General features: G+C 57.5%; 12 protein-coding genes and 1 pseudogene. 4 read left to right on the top strand and 9 right to left on the bottom strand.

The window, feature by feature from the left end:
* The first annotated feature begins 212 nt into the window (after positions 1-212).
* Both AC13E3_RS01920 and AC13E3_RS01915 read left to right on the top strand, forming a co-directional pair.
* A complete protein-coding gene (locus AC13E3_RS01920; protein WP_008172632.1) occupies positions 213-968 on the top strand; it encodes a DUF3581 domain-containing protein in 756 nt (251 codons plus the stop codon).
* Positions 949-1,425: a peroxiredoxin gene (locus AC13E3_RS01915; protein ID WP_008172631.1), complete on the top strand. Its 477-nt coding sequence runs from the start codon at positions 949-951 to the stop codon at positions 1,423-1,425. The genes AC13E3_RS01920 and AC13E3_RS01915 overlap by 20 nt, the downstream gene beginning before the upstream one ends.
* 77 nt (positions 1,426-1,502) lie before the next feature.
* On the opposite strand, the gene ahpC is transcribed toward AC13E3_RS01915, so the two are convergent.
* The 7 genes and pseudogenes from ahpC to AC13E3_RS01880 all read right to left on the bottom strand — a co-directional run bounded on the left by ahpC (position 1,503) and on the right by AC13E3_RS01880 (position 7,887).
* Entirely contained in the window at positions 1,503-2,066 is a 564-nt protein-coding gene (gene ahpC / locus AC13E3_RS01910) for an alkyl hydroperoxide reductase subunit C (RefSeq protein WP_008172630.1), read from the bottom strand.
* 162 nt (positions 2,067-2,228) lie between these two features.
* The gene (locus AC13E3_RS01905) at positions 2,229-2,708 is read right to left on the bottom strand and encodes a hypothetical protein (protein ID WP_405417608.1); all 480 of its coding nucleotides are present in this window, start codon (positions 2,706-2,708) and stop codon (positions 2,229-2,231) included.
* 6 nt (positions 2,709-2,714) lie between these two features.
* Complete coding sequence (locus AC13E3_RS01900; RefSeq protein WP_405417611.1) at positions 2,715-3,446, bottom strand: hypothetical protein; 732 nt, start codon at positions 3,444-3,446, stop codon at positions 2,715-2,717.
* A 196-nt stretch (positions 3,447-3,642) separates the two neighbouring features.
* Positions 3,643-5,327, bottom strand: a pseudogene (gene betA / locus AC13E3_RS01895) (choline dehydrogenase).
* 25 nt (positions 5,328-5,352) lie between these two features.
* Positions 5,353-6,822, bottom strand: coding sequence for a betaine-aldehyde dehydrogenase (gene betB, locus AC13E3_RS01890; RefSeq protein WP_104270951.1), 1,470 nt, complete (start codon positions 6,820-6,822; stop codon positions 5,353-5,355).
* Between the two features lie 63 nt (positions 6,823-6,885).
* Positions 6,886-7,479, bottom strand: coding sequence for a transcriptional regulator BetI (betI, locus tag AC13E3_RS01885; RefSeq protein WP_104270952.1), 594 nt, complete (start codon positions 7,477-7,479; stop codon positions 6,886-6,888).
* A 195-nt stretch (positions 7,480-7,674) separates the two neighbouring features.
* A complete protein-coding gene (locus AC13E3_RS01880; RefSeq protein WP_053113332.1) occupies positions 7,675-7,887 on the bottom strand; it encodes a hypothetical protein in 213 nt (70 codons plus the stop codon).
* Between the two features lie 240 nt (positions 7,888-8,127).
* Here AC13E3_RS01880 and AC13E3_RS01875 point away from each other — a divergent pair, with 240 nt between their 5' ends.
* Positions 8,128-10,722: an EAL domain-containing protein gene (locus AC13E3_RS01875; RefSeq protein ID WP_405417618.1), complete on the top strand. Its 2,595-nt coding sequence runs from the start codon at positions 8,128-8,130 to the stop codon at positions 10,720-10,722.
* 36 nt (positions 10,723-10,758) lie between these two features.
* Here AC13E3_RS01875 and AC13E3_RS01870 read toward each other — a convergent pair whose 3' ends face one another.
* Together AC13E3_RS01870 and AC13E3_RS01865 are read right to left on the bottom strand one after the other, a co-directional pair.
* Positions 10,759-11,220 carry a methyltransferase family protein gene (locus tag AC13E3_RS01870; RefSeq protein ID WP_405417621.1) on the bottom strand — a complete coding sequence of 154 codons (462 nt, stop codon included), beginning with the start codon at positions 11,218-11,220 and terminating at the stop codon, positions 10,759-10,761.
* Between the two features lie 6 nt (positions 11,221-11,226).
* Entirely contained in the window at positions 11,227-12,000 is a 774-nt protein-coding gene (locus AC13E3_RS01865) for a CLCA_X family protein (protein WP_405417624.1), read from the bottom strand.
* A 163-nt stretch (positions 12,001-12,163) separates the two neighbouring features.
* Here AC13E3_RS01865 and AC13E3_RS01860 point away from each other — a divergent pair, with 163 nt between their 5' ends.
* The gene (locus tag AC13E3_RS01860) at positions 12,164-14,266 is read left to right on the top strand and encodes a molybdopterin-dependent oxidoreductase (protein ID WP_405417627.1); all 2,103 of its coding nucleotides are present in this window, start codon (positions 12,164-12,166) and stop codon (positions 14,264-14,266) included.
* Positions 14,267-14,713 lie beyond the last annotated feature (447 nt).

Below are 14,713 nucleotides of genomic sequence, written 5' to 3'. Positions count from 1 at the left end.
ACGGTGGTTAAGTTGAGTTGGTGCAACAATACGGCCCCGCCACTCAATGCTCAAATTAATTGACCCAAACTGTTTGATAGGGCTTTGCTATACCTCCAGATTCACCGCTGCTCGGGGCTTGACCAATAGCGCATATCCACCGAAAGCCTGCCGCAGTATGATGTTGTCATATCGTCGCAACATCATTCTCTGGTATCCAGAATAGGCAACGCATGTTTCTAGACCGTTTCCACTCCGTCCAGGACGGACACGTCGTAATTTCCGCCCTGCAGGCAAGCCAGTTCGCCAAGGAAATCGCGGGGGATTTCAATCCCATCCACGACCCGGATGCCCGCCGTTTCTGCGTTCCAGGAGACCTGCTTTTCGCCATTGTGCTCGCCCGGTTCGGGCTGTCGGAGAACATGACCTTCCGGTTCCGCAGCCTGCTTGGAGAGAATGTGCCGCTCAAGTTCGTTGAAACCGAAAACACCATTGACGTCTGTGACGACGCCGGCAAAGTCTATATCGAGGTGGCCCGCAGCGGCGCGACAACCCGGGATGAGGAGTTGATCGAGACCATCACCCGTGCCTATGTGGCGGCCTCCGGCAAGAACTTCCCCCATACCCTGAAACCTTTGATGGAGTCTAACGGGGTGATGTTCAATCCTGATCGCCCCATGGTGATGTACGAGAGCATGAGCCTGGCCCTGGAGAATCTGGATCTGCCCTCGCCCGGGCTGGAATTGCACAACGCCACCCTGGAGGCAGCCGGTAAACGGGGTAACGTTCTTCTGGAATACCGTCTGACCGCCGATCACAAACCAGTGGGCGAAGTGACCAAACGGCTCGTATTAAGTGGTCTGCGGCCCTACTGTGCCGAGGCGATGGCCGGCGTAATTGAAGAGTTCTATCGCCTCAAGGCCCGGGGTGCCGACTATTTCAACAAGGACAACAGCGGAGACCATAGCAATGCCAATTCAGCCGGGTGATACCCTGCCAGACATCGAACTTCAGGTAATGGGCGAAAAAGGCCCTGAGAAAGTCCGTACCAGTGAACTCTTTGCCGGCAAGAAAGCCGTTCTGTTTGCTGTACCCGGCGCGTTTACCCCCACCTGTTCAGCCGCCCATTTACCCGGTTTTGTGGTAAATGCCGACAAACTGCGGGCCAAGGGCATCGACAGCATCGTTTGCACGTCAGTAAACGACGCGTTTGTAATGGACGCCTGGGGCAAGGCCCACAACGCCGAAGAAATCGTCATGCTGGCCGATGGCGTGGCAGAGTTCGCCAAGGCTCTGGATCTGACCCAGGATCGGACTGCGAACGGCATGGGCATTCGTAGCCAGCGCTACGCCATGATCGTGAACGACGGCAAGGTCGAGCTGCTGAATATCGACGCCCAGGGATTGGACCAGACCAGCGCCGAAACCATCCTAGAGGCTCTTTGAACCTCACTTTTTCATCAGACATAAAAAACCCCGGATTTTCCGGGGTTTTTTGTAACCAAGCTTTCCGTCAGGAGAGCTTAGATCTTGCCAACCAGGTCCAGTGACGGAGTCAGCGTTTCTTCGCCTTCCTTCCACTTGGCCGGGCATACTTCGCCAGGGTTCTTGCGAACGTACTGAGCGGCTTTCACTTTGCGCATCAGGTCGTCTGCGTCACGGCCGATACCTTCAGCAGTGATTTCCATGGCCTGGATAACGCCGTCCGGATCGATCAGGAAGGTAGCGCGGTCTGCCAGGCCCTGACCTTCGCGCATCACACCAAAGTTGTTGGTGATGGTGCCGTTCTGGTCGCCAACCATGTAGTAGTTAATCTTACCGATGGTCTCGGAGCTGCTGTGCCATGCCTTGTGGGTGAAGTGCGTGTCGGTAGACACGGAGAATACTTCAACGCCCAGTTTCTGCAGCTCTTCGTACTTGTCAGCCACGTCGCCCAGCTCAGTCGGGCACACGAAAGTGAAGTCGGCCGGGTAGAAGAAAAATACCGCCCACTTGCCTTTCACGTCTGCTTCGCTGATCTCAACGAACTCGCCGTTTTTGAAGGCGGTAGCGTTGAACGGTTTGATCTCGCTGTTAATGATGCCCATTAAAGAACTCCTTGTTGATGGATTCATAGGTTAATGAATTTGTGGCGCCCACAGTACGGATATCGGCGATGCGGATAAAATTGATAATTCCCAAGCCAGGGATAGAAAAAACCTATCTCTGGCTTTTGAAGGGAATTTTTCCGCCACCCCGTTTATGGGGTCTTAACCAGCCAGTTCAATCTTTCCAAAGTCCAGAATATTCTCTTTCGGTGACACTTTAATGGCAGCCACTTCTGCCCGCTTGTTCGCCAGGATATAGACGAAACAGCCAAAATACAGCGCAATCACCAGGGCACCAACCCACTGAATCCGCAAGAAATCCAGCTGGAACAGCATGGTCAGACCAACCATCGCCAGGAAATTGAACACCACATAGTTCACCCGCCCGAGGCGCTGGGCAGTGAGATTGAGGTTGTCGGTATAGAGCCGGATCAATGAATCCAGCGAGTTCACCACCATCAAAACACCCACCGAAATCATGGCGATATTGGTGAACGCCGCAATCTGCAGGCCTTCCGCGTGGTAGTGGTAAAGCACGGTAAACCAGACACCAATGGCGATGGACGGTACCACCAGCATGGCAATCAACAGCTGCCAGGTGCGGATACCGCTCACGAAACGGGCGGTGAACTGGCCGATCATGATGCTTCAGGCAAACCACCAAAATAGGTAGAACTCGTGGTAGTCATTGATCGGCAGGGCAAACTGGTGGATGTTGGCGAAGTACTCGCCGATCAATCCGGCGGTGCCGAAGAAATCTGCCGGTGAGCCCGCACCCATAACGAACGCCCGGAACCACATGCCCACGATCAGGGCAATAAACAACAGGCTCGAGCCCAGACTGAGGATGCGCACATATTTGATCTTGGAGCTGGAATAGACCGCCAGCGCAATCGAGGCAAATACAATGAAGTAGAACGCTGGTACCACCGATTCGCCATCACCGAGCATGGGCAGGTACCAGGGCAGATTCACCAGCAGCAGATAGGCGGTAAACGCACAGGTGCCGATGATCACCACGTTGTTTACGACCTTCTCCAACGGAATCTCAAAGAACTGCACCCGCGGCTCAATGATCGCGAAGTAAAAACAGGTCAGGAAATAGAAGCCCCAGATCAGGAACGCCCAGAACCCGAATTCGATAGCCAGCGGATTGGCAAAGCCGTACTCCGGGCTTGCCGACAGATCGCCATAGCCACCGAACTCGGTCAGCGGGAACATGATCAGCCCCACATCCAGACCGGAGGTGAACAGAATGGCGATAAAGGTGAAGGTTCGTACCGGCGTTACGCCGATGCACTGGATGTCCCACCATTTGTACAGGATCAGCACAATGGCGGCGAAGGTGAAGATCAGACCTGCGGATAACCAGAGTGTCATAACGTCCTCCGGTTACTTTCTTTCTTTTTGATAAACAGCATGGGTGTTCCTCCTCTACTTGGTTCGAATCGGACACAAACCCAGGACTTGCCTATCGGGCGCCCGAAAACGGCAGAACACCGTCGCGCTGATAGGGAAATCCTGAGGGCTTGCAAAACCCCGGGCGCGTTGCACGCCCGGGTGGGATGACGACGCGCTATGCGAGCGCGCGCTTTGCCTGTCCCGGTCGCTGACGTGTCTGCCACTGGTCGTCCATCACCACAGGCGCGTCAGAAGGTTGCAGGGGCTCCCTGCCCCGGATCAGATCGGCTGCCCGCTCGGCCAACATGATGGTGGGCGAATTCAGGTTGCCATTGGGTATGGTCGGGAAGATGGACGAATCCACCACCCTGAGATTCCGGATACCGTGAACCCGCGTCTCCGGGTCCACCACCGCCAGCTCGTCGGTGCCCATCTTGCAGGAGAAGGACGGGTGGTAGGCGCTCTCCACCGCCTGGCGGACAAACGCATCAATTTCCTCGTCGGTCTGGACCTCGGCACCGGGCTGGATCTCCGCTCCCCGGTACTCGTCCATGGCCGGCTGGTTGATGATTTCCCGGGTCAGGCGCACACAGTCCCGGAAGCCCTCCCGGTCTGCCTCGTGCTGCAGATAATTGAAGCGGATGGTCGGTGCCTGTTTCGGGTCGGCCGATTGCACATGCACAAAGCCCCGACTTTTCGGCTTGTTGTGACCAATGTGCAGCTGGAATCCGTCTCCGTTGAAGGCTTCTTTACCGTCATAGCGCATGGCTGCCGGTAAGAAGTGATATTGCAGGTCGGGCCACTCGACGCCGGCCTTGGACCGGATGAAGCCACAGGACTCGAAGTGATTGGTGGCGCCCAGACCATCCTTGCGGAGAATCCAGCGAACACCGATCTTCAGCTTGTTCCACCAGTCTAGCTTGCCGTTGAGCGACACCGGCTGTTTGCAGCGATACTGAAAGTAGAACTCCAGGTGGTCCTGCAGGTTCTCACCAACGCCGGGTAGCTCGTGCTTTACCTCGATACCAGCCTTCTCCAGTACCTCACGCTTGCCAATTCCGGACAGCTGAAGCAGGTGGGGCGAACCGATAGAGCCCGCTGACAGGATGACTTCCTCGGCGGCTTTCGCCTCGTGCACCTTGCCGCCCTGCTCGTAACGGACACCGGTGGCGGTTTTGCCATCGAGCAACACCTTGTGCACCAACGCATGGGTGACCACAGTCAGGTTATCGCGCTCCATGGCCGGGCGCAGATAGGCGTTCGCAGTGGACCAGCGACGACCGTTCTTCACGGTCATGTGCATGGCGCCGAAGCCTTCCTGCTGCGTACCGTTGTAATCATCGGTCTCGAAGTAACCGGCATCGGAACCCGCCCTGATAAAGGCCTTGTAGAGCGGATTCTGCATGTTATTGCCGTTATTCACACCGAGCGGGCCCTTATCGCCCCGGTAGTCGTTGCCGCCAAAGGCCCAGGTTTCGGCCTTCCTGAAATACGGCAGGACGTTGCGGTAATGCCAGCCAGTAGCGCCCTCGGAATCCCATTCGTCAAAATCCCGGGCGTGGCCACGGACATAGACCATGCCATTGATGGAGGAAGCCCCCCCAGCACCTTGCCCCGTGGGCAGTGCATGCGACGGTTGTCCAGGAAGGGCTCCGGCTCGGTCTCGAACTGCCAGGCGTATTTCTTGGTGTTCATGGGAATGGAAAGGGCGGTGGGCATCTGGATGAAGATGCTCTTGTCGCTGCCGCCGGTTTCCAGCAGCAGCACCCGGTGGCGCGCGTCCTCGGTCAGGCGGTTGGCCAGTACACAACCGGCGGAACCCGCACCCACAATGATGTAGTCGTATCGATTTTCTGTCATACGCGTTCTCCTGTGTGGCCTGCGACTAAAAGGGTGCGTCCAAATCTTCCATGCCCACATACACCGATTTGATCTGGGTGTAGTGCGCAATGGTTTCGCGCCCGTTCTCGCGGCCGATGCCGGAGAGTTTGTAGCCGCCCACCGGCATTTCCGCCGGGGAGGCGCCGTAGCTGTTGATCCAGCAGATGCCGGCCTGAATCTGGTGAATGACCCGGTGCGCCCGACGGATATCGTTGGTGAATACGCCAGCGGCCAGCCCCGTATCCGTGTTATTCGCGCGGGCAATTACCTCGTCCTCATCGCGGAAAGTGAGAACCGACATCACCGGCCCGAAAATCTCTTCCTTTACGATGGTCATATCATCGGTGCAGTCGGTGAAAATGGTGGGTTCCACAAAATAGCCGCCTTTGGAATCCTCCGGCTCGAAGGCCCGACCGCCGTGGCTGAGAGTAGCGCCCTCGGACAGGCCTTTGGCGATGTAATCGAGCACCAGATCCCGGTGTTTTGCGGAGATGAGCGCGCCGAAATTGGTGTCCGGATTCATCGGGTCGCCAGGCTTGATATTGTTGCGGGTGCGTTCCAGCAGACGTTCGATAAAGCGCGGGTACAGATCTTCATGAACAAACACCCGGGTGCCGTTGGTGCAGATCTCACCTTGGGTGTAGAAGTTGCCGACCATGGCGGCGGAAATGGCGTTCTCGAGATCCGCATCGTCAAAGATGATCAGCGGTGACTTCCCGCCCAGCTCCATGGTGACGTCCTTCAGGGTGGAGGATGCCGCTGCCATCACCTTCTTGCCGGTGGCCACTTCTCCCGTGAAGGAGACCTTGGCAATCTCCGGGTGGTGGGTCAGCCACTGGCCAACTTCGGCGGCGCCCTGCACCACGTTGAACACGCCCGCCGGCACGCCCGCTTCGGTAAAGATTTCCGCCAGCTTCACCGCACCCATGGGGGTTTCCTCGGATGGCTTGAAGATCATGGCGTTACCGCAGGCCAGGGCCGGCGCGGATTTCCAGCAGGCGATCTGGATCGGGTAGTTCCAGGCGCCAATGCCGGCACAGATGCCCAGGGGCTCCCGGCGGGTGTAGTAAAAATCACCGCCCAGGTCCTGTTGGTTACCTTCGATGGAGGGTGCCAGGCCGGCAAAGAACTCAACCGCATCGGCACCGGTGACCACATCCACGGCTTCTGCTTCCTGCCAGGGCTTGCCAGTATCGCGCACCTCTGCGGCAGCCAATTCATCATTACGCTCTCTCAGAAGCGCAACCGCCCGAAGCAGAATCCGGCTGCGCTCGATGGCAGTCATGGCAGACCACTCGGAAAAACCGGCGCGGGCACTTTCAATGGCGGCCTGCTGCACGGATTCATCCGCCACTTCCACTTCGTAGATAACCTGACCCGTGGCCGGGTTCACCACAGGGAAGGTTTCGCCGGTGCTGTTGGCCAGGAAACGGCCATGGACGAAATTCTGAACAACAGGAAGAGATGCAGACATAGTCGGTAATTAACCTCAGTTCGGTGTCTTCAGGCCTTGTGGGCCGTTCGAATCAATCCCGGCTCAGGCGGTTGCCTGCGCCAGTGTCTCGTGGACAAATTTCTTGCAGAGCCGCTCACCGGCTTCAAAACTCTCTGCCGGGTCCAGGCTCAGGGCACTGCGCAACCAGAACCCATCGATCATTGCCGCGGTTTGCCGGGCGGCCTCGGTCGCCGCAGCCGGTTCAAGCACCTGTGCGAAGGAATATCGCAGGTTGCTGTACAGCCGGGCGTTGTTGATCTTCTGCAGCCGCTTGAGCCCCGGCTCATGCATCGACCGGGCCCAGAAGCTCAGCCAGGTCTTGGCCGCCAGCGCCGAGCGCTGAAACTCGGAAAAGTTCGACTCGATGATGCAATTGAGCCGCTGTTCCGGGGAGCGGTCGGTCTTGGCCATGCGCTCCCGCAGTTCCTTGCCCAGTTGATCGAGCAGATAACGCAGGGCCGCCTCAATCAGACCCTGCTTGCCGCCGAAATAATGGCTGATAATCCCGGAGGACATGCCCGCCCGTTTGCTGATGCTCACAATGGTGGTGTTCTGCATGCCCAGCTCGGCAATCGAATGCATGGTGGCTTCAATCAGCTGCTGCTTGCGTGTGTCTTTGACCCCAACTTTTGGCATGGCGGCTTCGGTTACTCGTCTTGTTTCCGGTGTTGAAAAGCAGCACCAATCAGCCCTGCTTTTTATTAATTGAACGTTCAATTAATAAAAATCTTACAGAAGCGAGGCGGGGAATTCAAACCTGATCAGAAAGCAGGGAAGCCTCGCGCCACTCTGATATGGCGCGGTTGTGACGGCAGGAAGGGCAAGCAAATATCAGCTATGGCGACGGTAATCCGGGTCTGTCCAGCACACAGGAAGCGCTTCACCGGAGGGAAATGCGAGTTCGGCTTTTTTAAACAATTCAGGATCCTGCGCCTCCTCTCCGTAATGGAGGCTGCCTCGCACCTGCTGGCTATGGGGATCAAACAGCGCCTGTGTATCCAGAACTTCGATCAGGTGCCCGGTTGCTTTTTCAGCGACGAACATAGAGGCCTCCTTGGGAATGAATGTCTCCTTTCAACGTAGCAGATGGGCCGCTATCGAGACAGGTGCTTGAGGGCTACGGGGAGCACAAAAGGACGGGTGGGCAAGGCGGAGAATCTGCAGATATGAGACATTTCGCTACATTAAATATTGGTTCTCGGCTTTTCCGGTGAAGAAAGGCTGTTAAGCTGATGATCAGGAAAATAAAAAAGCCTGATGGCGATATAACGGGGTCTACTGTTGGTGATCCTCAGCACTGCTCTGCGTATCTTTTTACTGAGTCTGGCGACTTTCACGTCGCAGTTTGCGCATGCGAATAGCGCCCCGGTCACACTTGCCTCAGAAAAACCGATTGAAAGCCATTTCCAGTACTGGGAAGACGCCAGCGCCGAAGCGGAACTGGCCGATGTTCGCGCCCTTCCCGATCGCGCCTGGCAGACCAATCCATCGGGTAAGGCCACCTTCGGGATTACCGATTCCGCCTACTGGCTGCGGGTTGAGGTGCAAAACCAGACCGGCCGCGACCAGCTTCTGATTGCAGAGCTGGGCTATTCCCAGCTTGATGACGTGGTGTTTCACGAGCTCTCCGGCGGCACCCTGCTCCGAGAATTCGCCACCGGGGACACCCGCTCTTTCTACCCCAGGGATGTCGACCATCCCAACATGCTATATCGATTCCATGTAGCCCCGGACGCCTCGAAAACGCTTTATATCCGGGTCGCCACCCAGGGCACGATGGTGGTGCCGCTGCAGATCTGGCAGCAGAATGATTTTTACGAAGCCGCTGCCAACGAGCAGAAACTGCACTTTTTCTACTACGGCAGTCTGGCAGTGATCATCCTGATCAACCTGGCCGTGTTCCTGACCCTGCGAGAAAAGCTGTACCTGTTCTACGCCCTGGCCATTTCCGGCTACTTCCTGTTCTTCGCCGCTGTGCGCGGCTATACACTTCAGCACATCTACCCGGGCGCACCGTTTCTTCACACGCATGTGCTTCTGCTGTCGATGCCATTCCTGGCGATGTTCTCGATACTGTTCTGCATGGAGTTCCTCCAGGTGCGCTCTAACAGCCCCAGGCTGTACCGGGCCCTGCAGGCGATGCTCTTGTTTGAGATGCTGTTTTTCCTGTCTGCGCCGCTGCTGGATTACGACACCGGTATCCGGGTGGCGGCCGTTTCCGCGTTCGCATTCTTCTCGCTGCTCCTGGTGGCCGGCCCTGTGGCCTGGGCTGCCGGTGTCAGGGCCGGGGTGTTCTTCACGATCGCCTGGACACCTCTTACGATAGGGGTCTCGGCAACGGCGGGGCGGGCCCTGGGCCTGTTGCCAGAGAATTTCTTTACCGAGTACGCCATGCAGATCGGCTCCGGGCTCGAGGCTTTCATTCTCACGCTTGCCCTCGCCGACCGCCTGTACCGGGAACGGGAACAGAAAATCCAGGCTCAGGCCGATATCCTCAAACAACAGAAGGCCCGCAACGAAGCCCAGACCCAGTTGAATGAAGCACTGACCCACGATCCGGTGACCGGGCTACCAAACCGGAACCGGTTCGAATGGATGGTGGATGAGCAATTGCGGGAAAACCCCAACGGGCGCTTCATGGTGGGCGTTACCCGGATAACGCAGCTCAAGGAAATCAGCCGGACCCTGGGCCTCGACCGTAGCGAACGTTTGCTCAAGGCCATGGCAGAGCATATGACCCGTTTGGCCTCAGGCCTGCCCATGGTTCATCACACCGTCGATGCGCGTGGGAACGATGAGCGGGTATATCAGCTGTCTGGCGACAGTTTTGGTTTGTTGGTGAACGTCAGTAAAACGGCAGACGACTTCCAGTCGCTGGATAACGCACTCAAACAACTGGCGGAACCCGTGTTGCTGGATAACATTGCCATAGAGCCCAATCCCCGGTTTGGTGCCGCCAGCTATCCGGAACATGGCAAGAAAGCCGCTCTGCTGATCCGCAATGCCCATGTCGGCATGGAAATGGCGCCTCATGGCCCGTATCAAACCGGCCTGTATTCCCGCAAGGATGACATCTATGACGAAAGCCGGCTGACGTTGATGTCCGACCTCCGGGAGGCACTGCACCACAATCAGACCGAGCTCTACTATCAGCCTAAAATCAGCCTGGCGACAGGTAAAGTGGTGGGTGTGGAAGCCCTGATCCGCTGGCATCACCCGGACCGGGGCTGGGTGCCGCCGATTGAGTTTGTTCCGATGGCGGAGAAAACCGGAGTGATCAAACATCTGACCCGATGGGTGGTGGACCAGGCTCTGAACGATCTGAAGGAACTCCATGCCCTCGATCCGTCTCTGACCGTTTCTGTGAATATCTCTGCCCGGGATCTGAGCTCTCCGGAACTGGTGGGGCTGTTCGAAACCCGGACAAAGCGCAATCAGCTGAATCCGGAACAGGTCATCATTGAGCTGACCGAAACCGCTGCCATGGACGATCCCCACAGGGGCCTGAACGCCCTGAACGAATTAACGGCTATCGGGCTGAAGCTGTCGATTGACGACTTTGGCGCCGGCTACTCCTCGCTTTCCTATCTCAAGAAACTACCGGCCAGCGAAATCAAACTGGACCGCGCTCTGTTACAGGACATCGAATCCAGCGAGGGCGCGCGGATGATTGTCGAAACCGCCATCAGGATGGGCCAGGGCCTGGGCTATCAGGTGGTGGCCGAGGGTGTCGAAACCGAAAAGTCGGCCCGCCTTCTCAACCAGTTGGGAGCGGAAATGCTCCAGGGCTACTGGATCTGCTCGCCGAAGCCGCTCCACGAGCTACAGGCCTGGCTGGAGGTTGAAAGGAAGGCTTCTAGCCTGGAACGGCTCCTTTAGTTGGTTTGCTCACGCGCACTGCCGCTGAATTGCTGCTCATATCCAGCGGCGAACCTTGGCACAGTAGGTCGTATAGGTGGCACCGAATTTGTCCCGCATGAACCGCTCCTCCGGAACAATCTGGAAATGGTTCATGTAGAGGACAAATGCCGGTAGAAAAAGCAGGGCCGGCAGATTGCCAAGCCACAGCCCCCAGGCGCAGAGAACCAGCAGGAATCCGAGGTACATCGGGTTTCTGCTGTACCGATAGACACCAGAAACCACGAGACTTTCCGACTGCCCGGGAACCCTGGGATCTACCGTTGTGCCCACCTTTCTGAACGCCAAGACACCAAGAACCGCGATCGCCATACCCGTCAGTGCAACGCCAGACGCCAACCAGCCTGCTGCTGGAATGGCGATTGCCAAGTCAGGTGCAATGCGGGACAGAGCCCACATCCCAACCGCCACAATAGCGACAAGAACCACCGGTGGTATTTTCAGCTCAAGTGCTGTCACAAGCCATTACTCCTCTGCTGACCGGAGCGCCCGGCCAAGAGCGGTATAATAATCGTAAAAAGCGTTGTTGACGCGTTCGCGTTCCGCGCCCACCGGGTACAGACCCAGTTTTGCCTCTTCAGATTCCCGGGTTCCGCTCACCAGAAAGGCGTTCTTCACGTTTGCATCCTGCACAAACGCTTCAAACGCCCGGGCGCAAAGCTCTTCAGGCAAGCTGAAATATTGAATCCCTGCCGCTTTGTCCGCCCTCACCGAGCACCGGAAGAGCTCGCTGGGCTCTGCGCCTTTTTCGTCCAGCAGAATCGCCTTGAAGCAGGCCTGCAGTCGATCGTTCAGCGGATGCCGCACAGCGTCGTCACGGCCAAGCCAGAGCTTCGAAGCAAACTGGCCTCTGTGGGCCTCGCCGAAAAGTTTCTCGCCGATGTAATGATCAAAGGCGTGAAACCACTCGTGGGCGATGCTGCCGGGCCCGGCATTTTTGGCCAGTGAGAAGCTGCGCGTGGCCGGCGTGTAGTGGGCCGACACACCCGGTCGGCCGCCAATGCCATATTGAAGAGCCAGGGTGCCACGCAGGGAAACCAGAGACTCGGTGCCGCCAAGAATGGTCATCAGGTCGCACAGGGCATCGTAGAACAGCGACGCACTGCGCTGTTTTTCCGGCTCGGTGACCCAGCGGCCAAGCTCGATGGAACGGAACTGGAAACGACGGCGGACGTCGAGAAAGGTAACCGGCGCTCCGGCTCGATGGTCCGGGCCCCGACGGTAAAAGGTTTTAGCCATGGGCTATTGTACGATGAAATTCCGGCCTGTCTTTCAGGCACCGAGAGAAACAGTATTTGGCGGGATTGACCGGTTTTATGTGAATTATGACCGTCTGATTTTCCGCCGGCTTGTGCCACACTGCCAGTACCAATAACGACAATATCCGGACCGAGTGTTTGCCATGACCGACACCCAGACCCATTACCGCACCTGTAACATCTGTGAAGCCATGTGTGGCCTCGAAATCCAGCATCGGGGTAGCGAGATCCTGTCCATCAAGGGCGACAGCAACGACCCGTTCAGCCACGGCCATATCTGCCCGAAAGCCGTTGCACTGCAGGATTTCTACAATGACAAGGACCGCCTGAAAGCACCTATGAAGCGCACCGCGGACGGCTGGCAGGAGATCAGCTGGGAAGCTGCCTTCGAGGAAATCGCCTCGCGGTTTCGCGGCATCCAGCAGGAACACGGGCAGGATGCGGTCGGGGTTTATCTGGGTAATCCAAACGCCCATAACTTCGGCAACGCCATCATGCTGCCGCGGTTCTTCAAGGCGCTGGGCACCAATAACCGCTACAGCTCCGCATCGGCGGACCAGTTACCACACCACGTGGCCTCCAATTACATGCTGGGTGCCGGCATGCTGATTCCGGTGCCGGACATCGACCATACGGATTTCATGCTGATCATTGGTGCCAACCCGATTGTTTCCAACGGCAGCCTGATGACCGCCCCCGGCGTCGGCAAACGCCTGAAGGCCATCCAGCAACGTGGCGGCAAGGTGGTGGTGGTTGATCCACGGCGCACCGAGACTGCGAGAAAGGCCGACCAGCACCTGTTTATCCGCCCGGAAACCGATGCCCTGTTCATGCTGGCCATGGTTCACACCCTGTTTGAGGAACAATTGGTTACCCTTGGTCATCTGGAAGACCGGATCGACGGGCTGGAGCAACTGGCCGAGGCCGTAAAACCCTATAGCCCGGAAAACGTGGCGGCAGCCTGTGGTATGACCGCGGAGGCCATCCGCGAGCTGGCCCGGGAGATGGCAGCTGCGAAGAGCGCCGTTTGCTACAGCCGCATGGGCGCCTCGACGCAGTCGTTCGGCGGCCTCTGCCAGTGGCTCAACAATGTATTGAACATTCTCACCGGCAACTTCGATAGCCGCGGTGGCGCCATGTTCCCCCAGCCGGCCTTTGATCTTGTCAGGGACAAAAAGGGCAAGCCGAGTTCCTATGGCCGTTACGAGTCCCGGGTACGAAAGCTGCCCTACTTCAACAACGAATTCCCCGTGGCCACCCTGGCCGATGAGATTCTGACCCCGGGCGAGGGCCAGATTCGCGCGATGATCACCATCGCCGGTAATCCGGTGCTTTCGGCGCCCGGCGGAGCCCGACTGGAAGACGCTTTCGATACCCTGGATTTCATGGTGTCGGTGGATATCTACCTGAACGAAACCACCCGGCACGCCGACATCATCCTGCCGGCCACGACCGGGCTGGAAGTGCCGCACTTCGATGTGTTCTTCAACTCTTTCGCCGTTCGCAATACCGCGAAATTCTCGGAACCGATGTTCGAAAAAGCGCCAAACCAGAAACACGACTGGGAGATTCTGCGGGATCTGGCCCTGCAGTTAACCGGCCTGGAAGACGATGGCGTAACGCCGGAGGCCATGCTGGATCTGGGCCTGAAACACGGCGCCTACGGAAAGGAAGGCATGAGCCTCGAGACCCTGAAAGCCTACCCCCATGGCGTGGATCTGGGACCGCTGCAGCCCTGCCTGGCGCAGCGCATCCAGACCGAAGACGGCAAGATCCGGGTGGCTCCGCAGCTGTATCTGGACGATCTGAAACGCCTGGATGCCTCAGGCCTGTTGCAGGCAGATGAGACCAGCGACTATCCGTTCACGCTGGTCAGCCGCCGCCTGCCCCGCAGCCACAATACCTGGACCCAGAACTCCCACCGGCTGGTAAAAGGCAAGAACCCGTGCACTTTGCAGATGAACGCGTCAGATGCCCTCAAAATCGGGCTTGAAGACGGACAACTGGCCACGGTTACGTCGGCTTCCGGAAGCATCAACCTGCCAGTAGAAATCGACGACGATATGTTCGAGGGTGTGATCAGCATGCCCCAGGGCTGGGGCCATAACCGGCCGGACACCGCCATGTCGATCGCCGAGGGACAACCCGGCGTGAGCATGAACGACGTCACCGATTCCGGGCGCATTGACGCGTTGACGGGCAATGCGGCGTTCAACGGTACGAGGGTAGCCGTACGCGCAGCCTGATGTGAGATATGGCATGGAGAAGGTTGCGCGTCTTGCTGAACGGGGGAAGGCTGTCAGTCAGTCCTGGTTGGGACTACGGGACAGATTGGCACGCAAGTAATCGTCACTGACTTCCAATTCATAGACAGTTTTCGATTGAACCAGGCAGTCGAGCATTTGTTTACGTGCCCTATGATATTTTTCATCGATTACGTGACGATCTTTCTGCCACGTTTCCCGATCAGGCCACTGAGCATAACCAACCAGGATATTCGGCTTGTCTGAAGTGTGGAGTCTTGAACCAAAACTGCCACAGTGCTGATAGATACCTGAATCCGTGACTTCACACGGTCTAATTTAATCCCCAGACCTGCAACCGCAAGGCCTGAGGCGATATAATCGCACCTGACATCCATTCACCCAGTCAGTGCACCGGCCCATGCGTACCTTCACCCTCCAGCAATCAAA

The organism is Marinobacter sp. L-80 (genome assembly GCF_056859395.1).
The sequence above is the reverse complement of the archived record's forward strand: the minus strand, read 5'-3'. Positions and strand labels throughout refer to the sequence as shown.

Excerpts from the sequence above, each read along its gene's own strand:
- AC13E3_RS01865 (WP_405417624.1), bottom strand. The coding sequence starts at position 12,000 with ATGGCTAAAACCTTTTACCGTCGGGGCCCGGACCATCGAGCCGGAGCG.
- ahpC (WP_008172630.1), bottom strand. The coding sequence starts at position 2,066 with ATGGGCATCATTAACAGCGAGATCAAACCGTTCAACGCTACCGCCTTC.
- betB (WP_104270951.1), bottom strand. The coding sequence starts at position 6,822 with ATGTCTGCATCTCTTCCTGTTGTTCAGAATTTCGTCCATGGCCGTTTC.
- AC13E3_RS01880 (WP_053113332.1), bottom strand. The coding sequence starts at position 7,887 with ATGTTCGTCGCTGAAAAAGCAACCGGGCACCTGATCGAAGTTCTGGAT.
- AC13E3_RS01905 (WP_405417608.1), bottom strand. The coding sequence starts at position 2,708 with ATGATCGGCCAGTTCACCGCCCGTTTCGTGAGCGGTATCCGCACCTGG.
- AC13E3_RS01900 (WP_405417611.1), bottom strand. The coding sequence starts at position 3,446 with ATGACACTCTGGTTATCCGCAGGTCTGATCTTCACCTTCGCCGCCATT.
- AC13E3_RS01920 (WP_008172632.1), top strand. The coding sequence starts at position 213 with ATGTTTCTAGACCGTTTCCACTCCGTCCAGGACGGACACGTCGTAATT.
- betI (WP_104270952.1), bottom strand. The coding sequence starts at position 7,479 with ATGCCAAAAGTTGGGGTCAAAGACACACGCAAGCAGCAGCTGATTGAA.
- AC13E3_RS01915 (WP_008172631.1), top strand. The coding sequence starts at position 949 with ATGCCAATTCAGCCGGGTGATACCCTGCCAGACATCGAACTTCAGGTA.
- AC13E3_RS01860 (WP_405417627.1), top strand. The coding sequence starts at position 12,164 with ATGACCGACACCCAGACCCATTACCGCACCTGTAACATCTGTGAAGCC.